Origin of the sequence: Kitasatospora sp. NPDC059747, from assembly GCF_042732955.1 — a bacterium.
Lineage (GTDB): Bacteria > Actinomycetota > Actinomycetes > Streptomycetales > Streptomycetaceae > Kitasatospora.
Genome location: NZ_JBHWGV010000069.1, coordinates 35,875 through 50,538, shown reverse-complemented (window position 1 = coordinate 50,538; position 14,664 = coordinate 35,875). Strand labels below are relative to the sequence as shown.

Annotated in this window: 12 protein-coding genes; 6 read left to right on the top strand and 6 right to left on the bottom strand. The window is 73.7% G+C overall.

Annotated features, from left to right (window positions below; translation table 11 throughout):
• Positions 1-94: 94 nt before the first annotated feature.
• Positions 95-1,648 carry an HD domain-containing phosphohydrolase gene (locus ACFV4G_RS27275; protein WP_380444718.1) on the bottom strand — a complete coding sequence of 518 codons (1,554 nt, stop codon included), beginning with the start codon at positions 1,646-1,648 and terminating at the stop codon, positions 95-97.
• Positions 1,649-1,891: 243 nt separating this feature from the next.
• The gene (locus ACFV4G_RS27270) at positions 1,892-2,758 is read right to left on the bottom strand and encodes a MerR family transcriptional regulator (protein WP_380444717.1); all 867 of its coding nucleotides are present in this window, start codon (positions 2,756-2,758) and stop codon (positions 1,892-1,894) included.
• Between the two features lie 178 nt (positions 2,759-2,936).
• Here ACFV4G_RS27270 and ACFV4G_RS27265 point away from each other — a divergent pair, with 178 nt between their 5' ends.
• The gene (locus ACFV4G_RS27265; protein ID WP_380444715.1) at positions 2,937-3,887 is read left to right on the top strand and encodes an alpha/beta hydrolase fold domain-containing protein; all 951 of its coding nucleotides are present in this window, start codon (positions 2,937-2,939) and stop codon (positions 3,885-3,887) included.
• A 177-nt stretch (positions 3,888-4,064) separates the two neighbouring features.
• Positions 4,065-4,481, top strand: coding sequence for a YybH family protein (locus tag ACFV4G_RS27260; protein WP_380444714.1), 417 nt, complete (start codon positions 4,065-4,067; stop codon positions 4,479-4,481).
• Between the two features lie 302 nt (positions 4,482-4,783).
• Here ACFV4G_RS27260 and ACFV4G_RS27255 read toward each other — a convergent pair whose 3' ends face one another.
• Together ACFV4G_RS27255 and ACFV4G_RS27250 are read right to left on the bottom strand one after the other, a co-directional pair.
• Positions 4,784-5,500 carry a flavodoxin family protein gene (locus ACFV4G_RS27255; RefSeq protein WP_380444712.1) on the bottom strand — a complete coding sequence of 239 codons (717 nt, stop codon included), beginning with the start codon at positions 5,498-5,500 and terminating at the stop codon, positions 4,784-4,786.
• Between the two features lie 111 nt (positions 5,501-5,611).
• Positions 5,612-6,565, bottom strand: coding sequence for a helix-turn-helix transcriptional regulator (locus ACFV4G_RS27250; RefSeq protein ID WP_380444710.1), 954 nt, complete (start codon positions 6,563-6,565; stop codon positions 5,612-5,614).
• A 235-nt stretch (positions 6,566-6,800) separates the two neighbouring features.
• Between ACFV4G_RS27250 and ACFV4G_RS27245 the strand changes: the two genes are divergently transcribed.
• Together ACFV4G_RS27245 and ACFV4G_RS27240 are read left to right on the top strand one after the other, a co-directional pair.
• On the top strand, positions 6,801-7,328 hold the full coding sequence (locus ACFV4G_RS27245) for a hypothetical protein (RefSeq protein ID WP_380444708.1): 528 nt from the start codon (positions 6,801-6,803) through the stop codon (positions 7,326-7,328).
• Between the two features lie 47 nt (positions 7,329-7,375).
• A complete protein-coding gene (locus ACFV4G_RS27240; protein WP_380444707.1) occupies positions 7,376-7,777 on the top strand; it encodes an SsgA family sporulation/cell division regulator in 402 nt (133 codons plus the stop codon).
• A 56-nt stretch (positions 7,778-7,833) separates the two neighbouring features.
• Here ACFV4G_RS27240 and ACFV4G_RS27235 read toward each other — a convergent pair whose 3' ends face one another.
• Positions 7,834-8,142: a WhiB family transcriptional regulator gene (locus ACFV4G_RS27235; protein ID WP_380444706.1), complete on the bottom strand. Its 309-nt coding sequence runs from the start codon at positions 8,140-8,142 to the stop codon at positions 7,834-7,836.
• A 161-nt stretch (positions 8,143-8,303) separates the two neighbouring features.
• Positions 8,304-9,296: an Lrp/AsnC family transcriptional regulator gene (locus ACFV4G_RS27230; protein ID WP_380444705.1), complete on the bottom strand. Its 993-nt coding sequence runs from the start codon at positions 9,294-9,296 to the stop codon at positions 8,304-8,306.
• Between the two features lie 258 nt (positions 9,297-9,554).
• Here ACFV4G_RS27230 and ACFV4G_RS27225 point away from each other — a divergent pair, with 258 nt between their 5' ends.
• Together ACFV4G_RS27225 and ACFV4G_RS27220 are read left to right on the top strand one after the other, a co-directional pair.
• Positions 9,555-11,108 (top strand): MFS transporter, encoded by a 1,554-nt coding sequence (locus ACFV4G_RS27225; RefSeq protein WP_380444720.1) that lies wholly within the window; start codon positions 9,555-9,557, stop codon positions 11,106-11,108.
• A 419-nt stretch (positions 11,109-11,527) separates the two neighbouring features.
• Positions 11,528-14,548 carry a BTAD domain-containing putative transcriptional regulator gene (locus tag ACFV4G_RS27220; RefSeq protein ID WP_380444704.1) on the top strand — a complete coding sequence of 1,007 codons (3,021 nt, stop codon included), beginning with the start codon at positions 11,528-11,530 and terminating at the stop codon, positions 14,546-14,548.
• Positions 14,549-14,664 lie beyond the last annotated feature (116 nt).

Sequence of the window (14,664 nt, the reverse complement as noted above, 5' to 3'; positions counted from 1 at the left end):
ATGACCACTCGCCTGACCGCCAGCCCCGACAAAGTCGGGCAATACCTCCGCCCGAAATCGCCTGCGGAAGCCTAAATCAGTATCGAACGCCCTCTCAGAGCAGACCGTTCTGCACCGCGAAGAGGCAGGCCGAGGCCCGGGTCGAGGTCCCGATCTTGGCGTAGATGTGCTCGATGTGGTTGCGCGCGGTCTTGGGCGAGATCACCAGCCGTGCGGCGATCTCCTTGCTGGAGCAGCCGCGGGCCAGCAGCCGCAGCACGTCGATCTCGCGGGCGGTCAGGCCCGCGGGCCCGGCGCCGCGCCGCGGCGTGCGGTGCCCGGCGGCCGCAAGGACCGCGGCGACCGCCTCGCCGTCCAGGCGTCCGGCGGCGACCTCGCCGTGCAGCTGCGCGGCGGCCTCCGCCGCCTGGAGCGCCGCCCGGTGCGGGCGCGGCTCGATCATCGACTGGTACGCGTCCGCGACGCCCAGGATCCGGCCCGGCCGGGAGATCGCGCCGCCCGCGAGCCCGCGCGGGTAGCCGGAGCCGTCCAGCCGTTCGCGGTACTGCACGGCGACCTCGCCCAGGGGGGCGAGCGCCGGGGACTGCCGGAGCATCCGCTCCGTCAGATAGGGCTGCAGCCGCACCCGTTCCGACTCCCCCGCGCCCAGCGGTCCCGGTTTGTCCCAGATCGCGTTGGAGACGCCGAGGCGGCCCAGGCCGTGCACCAGGCCGGCCCGGCGCAGCGTCGTCACCTCGGCCGGATCCATCCGCAGCCCGAGCGCCGCCGCCTCGGCCAGCGCCGCCACGGCACGGCCGTGGCCCAGCGTGTACGGGGACTTCAGATCCACGAAGTCGGCGACCGCGAGCAGCGCCGCGTCGAACTCCTCCTCGCCGAGACGCACGCCGAGCGCGGGCTCGGCCCCGATCACCGCCTCCCAGGTACGGGCCGTGTCCAGTCCGCCCACGATCTCCTCGGGCTCCCGGCAGAACTCGACCGCGAGTCCGGGATCGAACTGCGTCCCCGCCCGACGCCTGGCCAGCGCCGTGGCCGCGCCGGTCCCGCCGATCCGGTGCGCCACCTCGACGTACTCGGACAGCTGGGCGAGCCGGGAGGGCAGCGGCACGGCCTCGCCCTTGAGCTCCCCCGGCCAGCCGCGCCCGTCCCACTGCTCGTACGAGCAGGCCACCGCCTCCTGCACGGCGTCCGGCAGACCGAGCCGCCGGGCGAGCTCGCGGGCCAGCGCCGAGTGCGAGCTGATCATCCCGTTCATATCGCGGAACCCGCCGAGCGTGAACTCCAGGCCGACCCGGAACCGGTGCAGCGGCGGATTGCCCGATCCGATCAACCGCAGCGTCGCCGCCGCGCCCGCCAGACTGCGCTGCTCGTAGGAGTACTTGCCGGACTTCAGCGTGATGTCGTCGCCGAACCACTTCGCCTGCTCGTGCGCGTCCGAGTGACAGCCGACGTTGACCAGCAACGCGGTGTAGTAGACGACCAACCGGGCGTCGTCGTCCAGGCCGAGCCGCTCGGCCAGCCGCAACGCGATCAGGCACTGGCGCAGCACGTGCTCCATCGGCTGGCCGAAGCCGAGGTCCACGCCCAGCGAGAGCGCGGCCACCAGCTCCGCCAGACGCACCCCCGCTCCGCCCTCCGCGCGGCTCGTCACCCTCACCACGCTACGCCCCCCACGCGCCGCTGATCTCGATCTGTGGAGGTCTTCGGCCGAGCCCGGCAGGTCCAACACTCTGTTCACGTTGCATCCGATGCAGTACCGCGCATTGGACCGGCGGATTGTCGATATTCCAGCGATGCCGTATTCCCGGGCATCGTCCGTTGGATAGCCGAGTGGCAGTTCGCCTATGGGAGGTCGGCTCTCCTGGCTTTGGTTCGCGGGTAGCGACAGCGCCCTTTACCGGCCGCCGTCACCCGTGGGCACCGGGGGTTCGTTGGGGACCGGTCCGGTGTGGAAGATCGGCCAGCAGATCTCGGTGCGCCACTCGACGGTCTCCGCGCTCTCGTGGCGGCCAACGGGGTAGTACTCGCGGATCGGGCCGTCCACGGCCAGGGCATGTTCAGCGACGTACGTGCCGAGGGCTCCATAAGCCAGGTCGATATTCGCATGCAGGCCGCGGTGCACAATCGTCGCCAACTCGACCGCCGGGATGACCAGCGCGTCGACCCGACCCATGGGGCGCAGCGGTCCGGCGCACGGCACGAAGATCGTCGCCGGTCCGTGCCCGTGGGTGAACAGGTCGGTACCGAAGATCCCACCGGCCGGCGCGTCGGCGGCCAGGCCCTGGGCGTCGAGCGTCGCGTAGATCTCACCGAGCGCACCCTGGTACCAGGTCAACGCCTCGGCGACGTCCACCGTCTCGGTGATCGCAGCCGCCGGCGTGGCCGGAACGCTCCGGCGCCCGATCTCGGCCCGGGTGCCGCCCGGCGGGCGGGTGAGCAGGTCACGCAGCGAGGCGACCGCGGACTGGCTGCGCGCCAACTCCTGCTCCATCTGGTTCAGGTGTGCGGCCAGCAGCGCGTTGCGGGTGTCGAGGTCGGGGGCGGCCAGCACCCTGGCGATCTGCTCGACCGGCATGTCCAGGGCGCGGAAGCGGCGGATGATCTGCGCGGTCGGGATCTGCGCGGTGGTGTAGTACCGGTGGCCGGTGTGCCGGTCCACCTCGTCCGGTTCCAGCAGGCCCACCTGGTGGTAGTAGCGCAGCGTCTTCACGCTCAGGTGCGTGGCCCTCGCGAAGTCCCCGATCGGCAGTGTCGCGTCCATGCCTGCCACTGTGCCACCTCCCCCAAGGGGAGATGCACGGGCGCGCGCGGGTCTTGCACCTCTCGCCGGGGCACGCCCGAGCCTGCTTGCGGGCGGTCGACCGGGCTGCCGACCCGCGTGCGCCGCCACTTCGTTGCGCACCCATCCCTCCACCTCCGGAAAGCGGGTACCACTTCCCATGAACTACACCCTCGACCCCGAACTCGTCCCCCTCCTGGCCGCCCGCACCGAGCAGGCCGCCGGCGTAGCCGCCCGCGAGCGCGGGGACTGGAGGTCGATTCGCGAGGCCGGCAACCTCGGCCAGGCTGCCATGGCGGCCCTGGTCCCCCCGGTCACCGGGATCAAGACCGCCACCTACTTCGCCACGGCGCCCGACGGCGCCAGGATCGAACTGCGCTGGTACACCGCCGGCGAGGCCACGGCGCCCGGCCCGGCCGTGCTCTACGCCCACGGCGGCGGCATGATCCTGGGCGACCTGGACGCCTACGACACCCTGCTCTCCTGGTACGTCGCGCACAGTCGGGTGCCGTTCCTGTCCGTCGGCTACCGCCTGGCCCCCGAGGCGACCGGCACCATGCTCGCCGAGGACGTCTTCGCCGGCCTGACCTGGCTCACCGACCACGCGCACGAACTGGCCGTGGACACCGGACGCATCGCGGTGATGGGCGACAGCGGCGGCGGCGCACCTGCCGCGGCCACCGCCATCCTGGCCCGCGACCGGCGCACTCCCCTGGCTCGGCAAATCCTGGTCTATCCCATGCTCGACGACCGCAACCAGGGCCCCGACCCGGCCCGCGAACCCTTCCTGACCTGGACCTACGACAACAACTACACGGCCTGGAAGGCGGTGCTCGGCGACACGTTCGACACCGCGGACGTCTCCCCGATCGCCGCACCGGCCCGCCTGACCGACTTCACCGGACTGGCCCCCGCCTACATCGACACCGGTGACCTCGACATCTTCCGCGACGAGGACATCGCCTACGCCGCGCGCCTGGCCGCCGCGGGCGTCCCCGTCGAACTGCACGTCCATCCCGGGGTCCCGCACGGATGGGACCGCCTCGCCCCCCAGTCCGGGGCCGCCCGACGGGCCTTCGCCGACCGCATCCGCACCCTGGCGGCCCTCTGAGCGGCCGGCTTCGCGGGGGAAACCCCCGATGTCCAGCACTGACGGCAGGCCCTTGGCAGGGGCTCTCCCCTCGGGGGAGAGCCCGTCGCGGGGCTGGGTCTTGCACCTCCCCTGACGGCACGCCGCAGGATTGTCCGTAGCGGCCGATCAGGGCCACGAGACGAAGGGAGCAAAGTCATGACGACGACCGAGCAGGACAAGGAAGCCATCATCGCCATCGTCCGCGAGATGGCGGCGTCGACGACCGGTGCGCAGAGCACCCGGCACTGGGCGTCCGACGTGCTGTGGTTCGACATCCCCCCGTTCGCGTCCAGGGGCGTCGCCCCGGCGCGCAAGCTGTTCGACGACACCTTCGCCGACTTCGAGTCCTGCAACGTCGAGATCCTCGAACTGGACGCGAAGGTCAACGGGGACATGGGCATCGTCTGCACGGTGCAGAGCACGAACATCGTGCTCAAGAACGGCTCCGCCAAGCACGTCATGGCCCGGCAGACCGACTGCTTCGAGCGGCGTGAGAACGGCTGGGAACTGATCCACCAGCACGCCTCCGTCCCGGCCGGCGGCGAATGGGACGGCAAGATCACCACCGTGTAGGGCCTGATCCGCGAGGCGACCGGCCTCCCTACCGAGCGGATCCCCCTGGACCACTGCAGCGCCCTCGCGGCAGACTCACCCAGCCTCGCCGCAGGCAGCAGCCGAGCCCCCCCTTTCACCACCTCCCGGGCCAGCAGATCCCGCCAGTCGCGGCGCCACCCGGGCTCACCGATTGCCACCGCCCGAGGGGCCCGCGCCCCGGTGGCCGAGGTGCCGGCGCTCGCACCGGATGAACGGCGCCCCGCCACTCCGGGCAGGAGTGGCGCGGCATCCGGTGCATTACGAGAGGTCTCGGAGCTGGCTCAGCGGTGTTCGGGGTTCTCGAAGTCGAAGCGGCAACCGGCGTCCCACTCGGATCGCTGGTTGCCGTGGGCCGGAATGCCGCCAGCGTCCTTGAGCATCCTCGCCAGGTGGAGCTGGTTCCACGTCATGAAGGTCGTGTTGCGGTTCGTGAAGTCGTTCTGCGGGCCACCGGAGCCGGGGTCCAGGTAGGACGGGCCAGGGCCCGCCTCGCCGACCCAGCCGGCGTCGGCCTGCGGGGGGATGACGTACCCCAGGTGCTGGAGGCTGTAGAGGACGTTCATCGCGCAGTGCTTCGCGCCGTCCTCGTTGCCCGTGATCAGGCAGCCGCCCACGCGGCCGTAGTAGGCGTACTGGCCCTCGGAGTTGAGGATCGACGAGCAGGCGTAGAGGCGCTCGATGACCTTCTTCATCACCGAGGAGTTGTCGCCCAGCCAGATCGGGCCGGCCAGTGTCAGGATGTCGGCGGACATCACCTTGGAGTAGATGACCGGCCACTCGTCCGTATCCCAGCCGTGTTCGGTCATGTCCGGCCAGACGCCCGTCGCGATGTCGATGTCGACCGCCCGCAGGACCTCGACCTCGACGCCCTGGCGTTCCAGGATGCCGGTGCTGACGTCGATGAGGCCCTGGGTGTGGCTGCGTTCCGGGGAGCGCTTGAGCGTGCAGTTGATCACCAGGGCGCGCAGGTCGGCGTAGGACGTCGTCGGGTCCGGCACGGGGTCCTCCCTCGGGGTGGCGGGGAGGCCGGTTCGGGTCGCGGACTCCCCGCACAGCTCACCAGGCCGGGTGCACGACCGCGCGCGGGGCTGGGCCGGTTGACTGAAGGCTCAGAGGTGCAGGCGCAGGGTGTCGCTCGGGGGGCGCCGGTAGGCGTCGCGGTAGAGGCCGGCGAAGTGGCCGGGGTGGGCGAAGCCCCAGCGCATCGCGACCTCCGTCACCGTCGTGGTGCCCGGGTCGGCGGCCAGGAGGTCGCGGTGGGCCGCGTCGAGGCGGACGCGGCGCAGGTAGGCGAGCGGGGTGGTGTCCAGGTGGCGGCGGAAGGCGTACTGGAGAGCCCTCGGGGTGACGAAGGCGGCCGCGGCGATGTCGGCGAGGGTGATCTCCCGCTCGGCGTTCGTCTCGATGTACGCGATCGCCTTGCGCAGCGTGGTGGACGTGGCGTCGGTCCGGTCGGCGGGGGCCGAGTCGGTGCGGGCGGTGTGCGGCAGGGCGGCCAGGGTCGCGGCCGCCAGGTGCTGGGCGGCGGTGGCGACGAGCAGGTCGTTCGCGCAGGCGGCCGGGTTGTCGAGCACGTGGTCGCGGACGTAGGCGACGGCGGCGCCCAGTTGCCGGTCGGCCGCCTCGTCGACGGCGCGGAGCCCGGTGAGGCGCACCGGGCCGCGTCCGTTGGCGCCGGTGGGGGCGAAGGCGTCCAGCAGGCTGCTGTCGAACATGGCGATCGTGTAGCGGGCCGAGTGGACCTCTCCCCGGTAGGGGGCGTCCGGCGGGGCGACCAGGAACGTCTCGCCGGGGCCGAACACCGTCTCGCGGCCGCCGGTCCGGTCGGCGAGCGTGCCGGTGTGCATGCTGAGCAGGCACACCCGGCCGAGGCTGTCGGCGTCGTAGGTGAGGTCGTAGCCGAAGGAGATCCGGTCCACGGTGAGCCCGTTCACCGCCCGGCGGCTGATGCTCGCCCGGGCGTCCGCCACCGACTTGGCGATGCGCATCGGCGTGTAGGCCGTGGAGAGGAACTCCTGCGTGGCGTCCACGCTCGCGCTCTCGAAGGACAACGTCTCGACCATCATCACCATCCGCCCCCGTCGGCGCGGTGGCCTCGTCCCCGCACCCCGGCGCCGAGGCTACGCGTCCAGGGGTGTTACGGAAAACCCGGCCGCTCCTGACAAGGCCTGTTTCGTTCCGGCGGCTGCGCGGGCGCGGGGTACTTCGTTCCCGGAGCTGTGGGCGGTCGCCGTGGTGTACCAGCGTTGGACGTGCACCCGTCCCGGGGTGTCCGTTGCTCCACGGGGAGGGACCGCTTTGACCGCGCACGCAGCCCCGCCGGATCGTCCCCCGCGTTCCGGCGCGGAGCTGTGTGCGCAGGTCGCGGAGCTCGCCGAGGAGGCCGAACGGCAGTCCCGGGACGGGGTGTCGGAATCGGCCCCGGTGGAATCGGCCCTGGTGGACGCGGCACTCGCCGGGAAGATCTCCGCCGACCTCGCGGAAGCGGTGGGCCCGGCCGCCGAGCAGGAGCGGCTCCCGGTCGTCGACCGCCTGGAGCGCCTGCGCGAGGCCCTCGCCGCCCTCGCCCTCGGGATCGCGCGCTCGCACGGCCGTCTGGCGTGCTTCCTGGCCCGGGCCGGCATCGTCCTCGCGCCCGTCCTGCAGTGGCGCGCCCCGGGCCCGGATCAGATGCAGGCCTCCGGCGGCGTCGTGCTGCCGACGCCCGACGAGATCTCCGACGCCGAGGACGCCGTGCGCCGCCTGCACTCCGCGCTCACCCGCACGAGCACGGCCGCCGTCGGCCCGCAGGCCGGTCCACCACCGGGGCCGACGGCCGTCACCTGAGCATCACCGGCCCGCTGCTGTTCGACCGCATGGAGAGCCCCCACCGCATGACCTCCGCCACCTGCTGGTCCACCTCCGTGACCCTGCCCGAAGGCGCGTTCCCTCACGTCGCCCTGGAGGCGCAGCTGCGCTTCGACTCCTCGCTGCCGTACGCGGTGTGCCTGGCCTTCCCCGCGCTCGGCGACGGCGAGGAGCGCCGGTGGTTCTTCGCGCGGGACCTGCTGAACGAGGGCCGCCACGGTCGCGTCGGCCGGGGGGACGTCACTGTCGCGCCCGGGCCGGAGGGGCGGGTACTGGTGACCTTGTGCGGCCACGACCGGCGGGCGGTGATCAGCATTCCCTCCGACGTCGTGACGGCGTTCCTGCTGGACTCGTTCAACCTGGTGCCGGCCGGTGGCGAGTCCGGCCACCTCGACATCGACGCCGCGGTGGCCAGGCTGCTCGCGTGAGCGGTCGCGCCCTCACCCCCGATGGACGCCACAGGACGTGACGGACGCGACGCCCGTCACGCCGCCCTGGGCCCGGAATCGCTGGTGAACAACGAGCGGCGTTCCTCCTCCGCCAGCCCGCCCCACACGCCGTGCGGCTCCCGTGCGGCGAGCGCGTGCCGCCGGCACTCCACCCGGACCTCGCAGCCCGCGCAGACGGCCTTCGCCGCCTCCTCCCGGTCCTTGGCGGCAGCTCCGTGCTCCTGGGCGGGGCGGTCGAAGATGCCGCGGTCGGCGGTCCGGCAGGCTCCGTCCTCCTCGCGGCTCCAGTGGTGCTCGGGCGTGTCGGGCAGGCGGGATTCGGGCAGGCGGGCGGCGTCGGCCACGGCGGTCCTTCCAGTCGGGGCGATCGGTCGTCCCACTCGTCTATCCCCGTCCCGCGCGTTCATGCCTACCGATTCGTCCGGGTTCGGGCTCCGGGCGGGGCTACGCCGCCCGAAGCCGTGCGACGCGGCGTGGCAACCCGCTGAGCCCGCGACCATCGACCTCACACGAGCGCCGGGTGGATCAGGCGGCCGTGGTGGATGAGGGAGGCGGCCTGCTTGAGGCGGCGGACGCGGACGCTGATCTCGTAACCCTTGACGCCCTCGACGTGGGCGAGCCGGGTGCTGAGGTAGCGGTAGAAGTCCGCGGTGTCCTTGCAGATGACGATGGCCATGATGTTGTGCTTGCCGCTGGTGGCCGCGGCGAAGGCGCATTCGTCGTGCCGGCTGAGCTCCTCGCCGATGGCGTGGAGGCGGGGCGGGTCGACCTGGAGCCAGAGGGCGGCGTTGAGTTCGTAGCCGAGGCGTTCGGGCAGGGTGTCGACGTCGTAGGTGAGGGAGCCGCTGGTTTCGAGGGCCTCCAGCCGGCGGGCGACGCGGGGTTTGGACCAGCCGGTGACCTCGGCGAGGCGGGTGTGGGAGACGCGGCCGTCCTCCGCCAGGGCTTCGAGGAGCGGCAGGTCCTCGTCGGTCGGCGGGAGCGGGGGCCCGACGGGGACGGGGCGTTCCGCGATCAGCTCGCGCGCCTGGTCGGCGGTGAGGGAGCCTTCCCCTCCCGTCCAGCCCGTCGGGCCGGGGACTCCGAAGGCGTGCATGATCAGGTCGACGCTCATGTCGAGGACCGACGCGGCCCTGGGGAGCTGGCGGAGGAGGACGTCGTCGCGGGCGGTGCCGGCGGGTGAGCGGATGATGCAGATGATCTCCGAGCCGCCGGAGGCGAGGCTGGCGTAGGCCACCTCGGGTCTGCGGGCGAGGGAGTCGGCGAGGGGGCCGACGGCGTCCGGGCGGCAGCGAAGGCGGGCGATCCACTCGGCCTGGCCGTGGGCGGCGGGGCTGCTCAGACCGACGACGCGGACCAGGCCGCCCCGGCGCAGGGCGTTGTAGCGGCGGGCCACGGTCTGTTCGGACACGCCGACGACCTCGCTGAGGCGCCGGAACGAGACGCGCGGGGCGCAGTGGAGTCCGTGGATGATTTTGCGGTCCAGGTCGTCGGTCATGGGGGAATCGTCACACATGCGGAGGCCCCTACGGAGGTTCCATCACGGTTCACGAGATCAGTTGGGGATTCCTCGCACCCGGGCGCGAAGCTGATCGGCGGCTCCCCCGGTGCGACCGGTCCGGGAGCCGGGCGTGCGCCGGACAGCGGCGCCCCCACCGCAGCCGGTGCCCGTGCGGCACCTCCGCAGTCGAAGGAACGTCTCGTGAATTCCGCAACGGTGCAGGGCCCCACGGCCGGACGGGGCGTCACGCTCGTCATGGCCTGCCTGGGCGTCTTCGTCGCCTACCTCCCCGTGACCACCGTGTCGGTGAGCCTGCCCGCGATCCAGCGGGCACTGGGCGCCTCCACGTCCCAGCTGTCCTGGGTGTCGGACGCGTTCGTGCTGCCGATGGCCGCGCTGATCCTCACCACGGGCGTGTGGGGCGACGTCCACGGCCGCAAGCGGGTGTTCCAGGCGGGCATGGCCTTCTGCGCGCTCGGTGCGGCCGTGTCGCTCTCGTCCGACTCGGTGGGGTCGGTGTGGGTCGGGCAGGCGGCCTCCGGGCTGGGGGCGGCGGCGCTGCTGCCCACCACGCTGGCGATGATCAGCCACGCGGTGCCCGACCACCGGGAGCGCGGGAGGTTCATCGGCCTGTGGGCGACGTCCCTGCTGGCGTCGCTCGCCGTGGGCCCGCTGATCGCCGGGGTGCTGCTGGAGCACGTCGCGTGGCGCTGGATCTTCCTCCTGCCCGTCCCGGTGTCCCTGATCGTGCTGGTCGTCGCAGCGTTCGTGCTGCCGGACTCGCGCGCGCCGCACGGCCGCCGGCTCGACTGGCCGGGCCAGATCAGCGCGGCGGTCGCGGTCACCGCGGTGGTCTACGGCGTGATCGAGGGCGGCGCGAACGGCTTCGGCGAGCCCGCCGTGGTGGCGGCCCTGGTGCTGGGCGCGGTGAGCGCGGCCGCGTTCGTCGCCGTGGAGCGGCGCAGCACGAGCCCGATGCTCGACCCGGCGCTGTTCCGCAGCCCGGCCTTCACCGCCACCGCCCTGGTGGCGATGATCAGCTTCCTGGGCCTGATCGGCTTCTTCTTCGTGCTGAGCCTGTACTTCGGTCTGGTGCAGCACCTGACGACGATCCAGGCGGCGCTGCGGATGGTGCTGGTGACCGGGGCGGCCATCGTCGCCGGCGGGCCGGTCGGCCGGCTGATGCACCGGGTGTCCGCCCGGGTCCTGATCACCACGGGCCTGGTGGTGACGGCGGGTTCGCTGCTGTCGCTGACCACGCTGGACGCCCACACCTCCTTCGGCTCGATCGCCTGGCGGCTGGTCCTGCTCGGCCTGGGCCTGGGCGCCGTCCTCACTCCGATGACCGCCTCGGCCGTCGCCTCCGTCCCGCACCACCTGGCCGGCATGGCCGCGGCCGGGAACAACGCCTTCCGTCAGGTCGGCGGCGCGCTCGGCCCCGCCGTGCTCGGCACCCTGCTCACCACCCGGGCCCTGCACACCCTTCCCGCACACCTCGCCGACACGGGTGTGCCCGCCGAGACCGTCGACCGCGTCCTCGCCACCGCGCACGGCCAGGGGCTCGGCGCCGTGGCCGCACTCCACCTGGACGCCACCACCGGACCGGCCCTGACCGCCCTGAGCGGCTCGTTCCTCGACGGCCTCCGGCTGTGCCTGGTCGTGTCGGCCTCGCTCGCCCTGCTGGCCGCGCTCACGTGTGCCGTGCTCCTGCGTCCGGCCGCGCGTGCGGGCCGCACCGCGCCGGTCGCCGACGGCCGGGGCACCGTCCCTGAGGGCACGTCCGACCGGGAGCCGGCGCACACCTCGTGACGCGGCCAGGACCGAAACCGCCCCGGTGACACCGTCCTCGTGACGCCGCCCGGACCGACGCCGCCCCGGTGGGACCGCCCTCCCGCCGGGGCGGTGTGCGGATCCGGTCGCCGCGAGATTCAAGCCTTGGTCAAATTTCCCGCGGAGCAACCCGATCCGGTTTTCCCACTCCGCCTTTCCGGCCCGATCGGCGCGCATTCCGGGAGGCCTGCGGCAGCGCGGCCATCGATCGTGAACGAACGCTGACGCCGCGTCAAGGGTCACGATCACCGAGATGCGGTGCCATGACAAAGGTGTGCTAGTAATACGAATAATGACGCCCCTCGGGGAGGCGGGGAACCCGGGACCACACATCGGACATGGCGGCCACGGGCCCTCACCGGGACGCCTGGGCGTCACGCACGAGGGGACCGCAGTCCATGATCCATCCCGTCCGGTTCTTCCTGCTGGGCACGATGCGGGCACAGTACGGGGACGAGGGGCTACCGGTCGGATCGCCGCTGCAGCAGGCGATGCTGGCCGCACTGTTGTTGCGCGACGGCCGGGCGGCCGGCGCCGGAGAACTCATCGAGGCACTGTGGGGCGACGAGGCGCCCGCCAGCGCGTCCGCCATGCTGCGCACGTACGCCTGGCGGTGGCGCAAGGTCCTGGAGCACGACAGCGACGCACCGGTGATCCTCACCTCGGTGGGCGACGGCTACCGCACCGTCGTGCCGGCCGGGGCCGTGGACGCGCTGCACATGGAGAAGCTGGCCGCCGCCGCGATGGGCGCGGCGCGCGGCGGTGAAGAACCCGCGCAGGTGCGGCGGCTGTTCGCCGAGGCGCTGGAGCTGTGGGGCGGCGAGCCGCTCACCGGGGTGCCCGGACCGTTCGCCGAGCAGCAGCGCACCCGGCTCGGGGAGCTGCGGACCAGCCTGCTGGAGGAGCGCTGCGGCCTGGACCTGGAGCTGGGCGACACCGCCCTCGCCATCCCGGTGCTGCGCGACCTCACCGCCGAACACCCGCTGCGCGAGCGGCCGTACGCGCTCCTGATGCGGGCGCTCTACCAGAGCGGCTGCCAGGCCGACGCGCTCGCGCTCTACGACCGGGCCCGCCGGCTGCTCGCCGAGGAGCTGGGCGTCGACCCGGGACCGGAGCTGCGCGAGATCCACCAGCGGATCCTGCGCAACGACCCCACCCTGCTCGGTACGGCCGCCACGCGTCCGGCACCGGCCGTGCAGCCCGGCCCGGTGCCGGCCCAACTCCCGGCCGACATCGCCGACTTCACCGGGCGGGAGGCCGAACTCGAGGCGCTGCACACCGCGCTGACCGCGGCCGTGCGCGAGCCGGCCGGGGATTCCGCACTGCCCATCGCGGCGGTCTCCGGGATGGGCGGGGTGGGCAAGACGGCGCTGGCCCTGCGGGTCGCCCACCGGCTGCGCGCCGGCTTCCCCGACGGCCAGCTGTACGCGGACCTGCGCGGCGACCAGGACACGCCGGCCGACCCGAACGTCCTGCTGGCCAGCTTCCTGACCGCCCTCGGCATCGCGCCGGGCGCCGTCCCGGAGGCGCTGGAGGACCGGGCCCGGCTCTTCCGCTCGCTGCTGGACGTCCGCCGGGTGCTGGTCGTGCTCGACAACGCCAGGGACGCCGCCCAGGTCCGCCCGCTGCTGCCCGGCTCGGCCCGCTGCGCCGTCCTCGTGACCGGCCGGGCCCGGCTGTTCGGCCTGGCCACCGCCGTCCAGGTGGACCTGGACGTGTTCAGCGTCGCCGAGGCGCGCAGGCTGCTGGCCCGCACGGCCGGCGCCGAGCGGGTCGCCGCCGACCCGACGGCCGTCGGCGAGCTGATCCGCCACTGCGGGCGGCTCCCGCTGGCGGTGCGGATCGTGGCGGCCCGGCTGGCCTCGCGCCCGGCCTGGACGGTGGCCCGGCTCGCCGACCGGCTGGCCGCCGAGCAGGACCGGATGGCCGAGCTGCGGCTGGGCGACCTGGCCGTGGCGGGCGCCTTCGAGTGGGGCTACCGCCAGTTGACGGCGGAGCAGGCCGACGCGTTCCGAGTGGTCGCCGCGGTGTGCCGGCCGGACATCGGCGCACGGGCCGCGGCGGCCGTCCTCGGGACCGGGCCGCGCCGGGCCGAGGACCTGCTGGAGTCGCTGGTCGACGCCGGCATGCTCACCGCCCCGCGGCCCGGCCGCTACCGCTACCACGACCTGCTGCGGGTCTTCGCCCTCCAGATCACCGGCCCCGACGGCCCCGACGGCGCCGAGGAGCAGGCCGAGGAGCAGGCCACGGCGCAGCGCCACCACCTGCATTTCCTGCTGGCGAACGCCGGCGCCGCCTTCCAGCGGCTGGTGCCCGGCGATCCGATCGGCACCGCGCTCACCCCCGCCCTCGCCCCCGCGCTCACCCCGGGCCCCGCCTTCGAGGACGCCCAGGCGGCGGCCGACTGGGTGGCCGAGGAGTTCGAGGCGGCCATCACCGCGGTCCTCGCGACGGCCGGCCGGGCGGCGCCGGTCGAGGACGTCCGGGCCGCCGCCGACCTGCTGGTCGCGCTCAGCCCGTTCGACGCCGACCCGCGCTACGGGCGTCTCGCCGACGCCGCCGCGGCCGTCGCCCAGGCGGCCGACGCGCTCGGCGATCAGCGCTCGCTGGGCCGCGCCGAGTTCGTCCGCGGCAACCTCGCCGTCCAGGCGGCCCGGCTGGACGAGGCCGCCGAGCACAGCCGCCGCGCGGCCGACGCCTGCCGGGCCGGCGGCGACGTGGTGGTGCTGCAGCAGGCGCTGAACGACCTCGGCCTGCTCGCGCAGTTCCAGCACCGCTACCAGGAGGCGGTGCGCCTCTACGACGAGGCGAACTCGCTGGCCCGCGCGCTCGGCCACCGCGACGGGCACACGACGACGGCGCTCAACTCGGCGCTCGCCCAGGTGCGCGACGGCCGGCCCGCCGAGGCCGCCGCCGCCTGCCGCCGCCTGCTGCCGGGCCTGACCGACGCGGAGGAGTGGACCGGCCTGTCCTACGCCCTCTACGTGCTCGGCCTGGCCTCGCACGAGCTCGGCGAGCACCAGCAGGCCGTCACCGCGCTGGAGGAGTGCCTGCGGATCTGCCGGGCCGCGGGGATCCCGCTGCGCGAGGCGCAGGCCCGCTACCGCCTGGCCGACACGCTGCGCCTGCTGGACCGTCACGAGGAGGCCCTCGACCAGGCGCTGCGGGCCCTGGCCGACTGCCGGGAGCTCGCCGCCGAGCGGGACCGGGGCCACGCCCTGGTGATCGTCGCCAGGACGCTCGACGGCCTCGGCCGCACCGAGGAGGCCGTCGACCGGCTGCGCGAGGCGCAGGAGCTGTTCGACGGGCTCGGACTGCCCGACGCCGAGGACGTGCGGCGGGTGCTGGCCCGGCTGGACGGTTCGGCCGACGCACCCGAAGCACCGGCGAAGACCGGGTACGTCGTGGGCGTCGCGTAGAACACACCCCGGCCCGCCGGGGCCGGAACGGCGACCCCGGCGGGCCGCGACCCGCCCGGGACCTGCGCCGGGGTAGTTGGCGGCGTTGATGTCGCCCGCCCTCCTCCCTGGGGCCC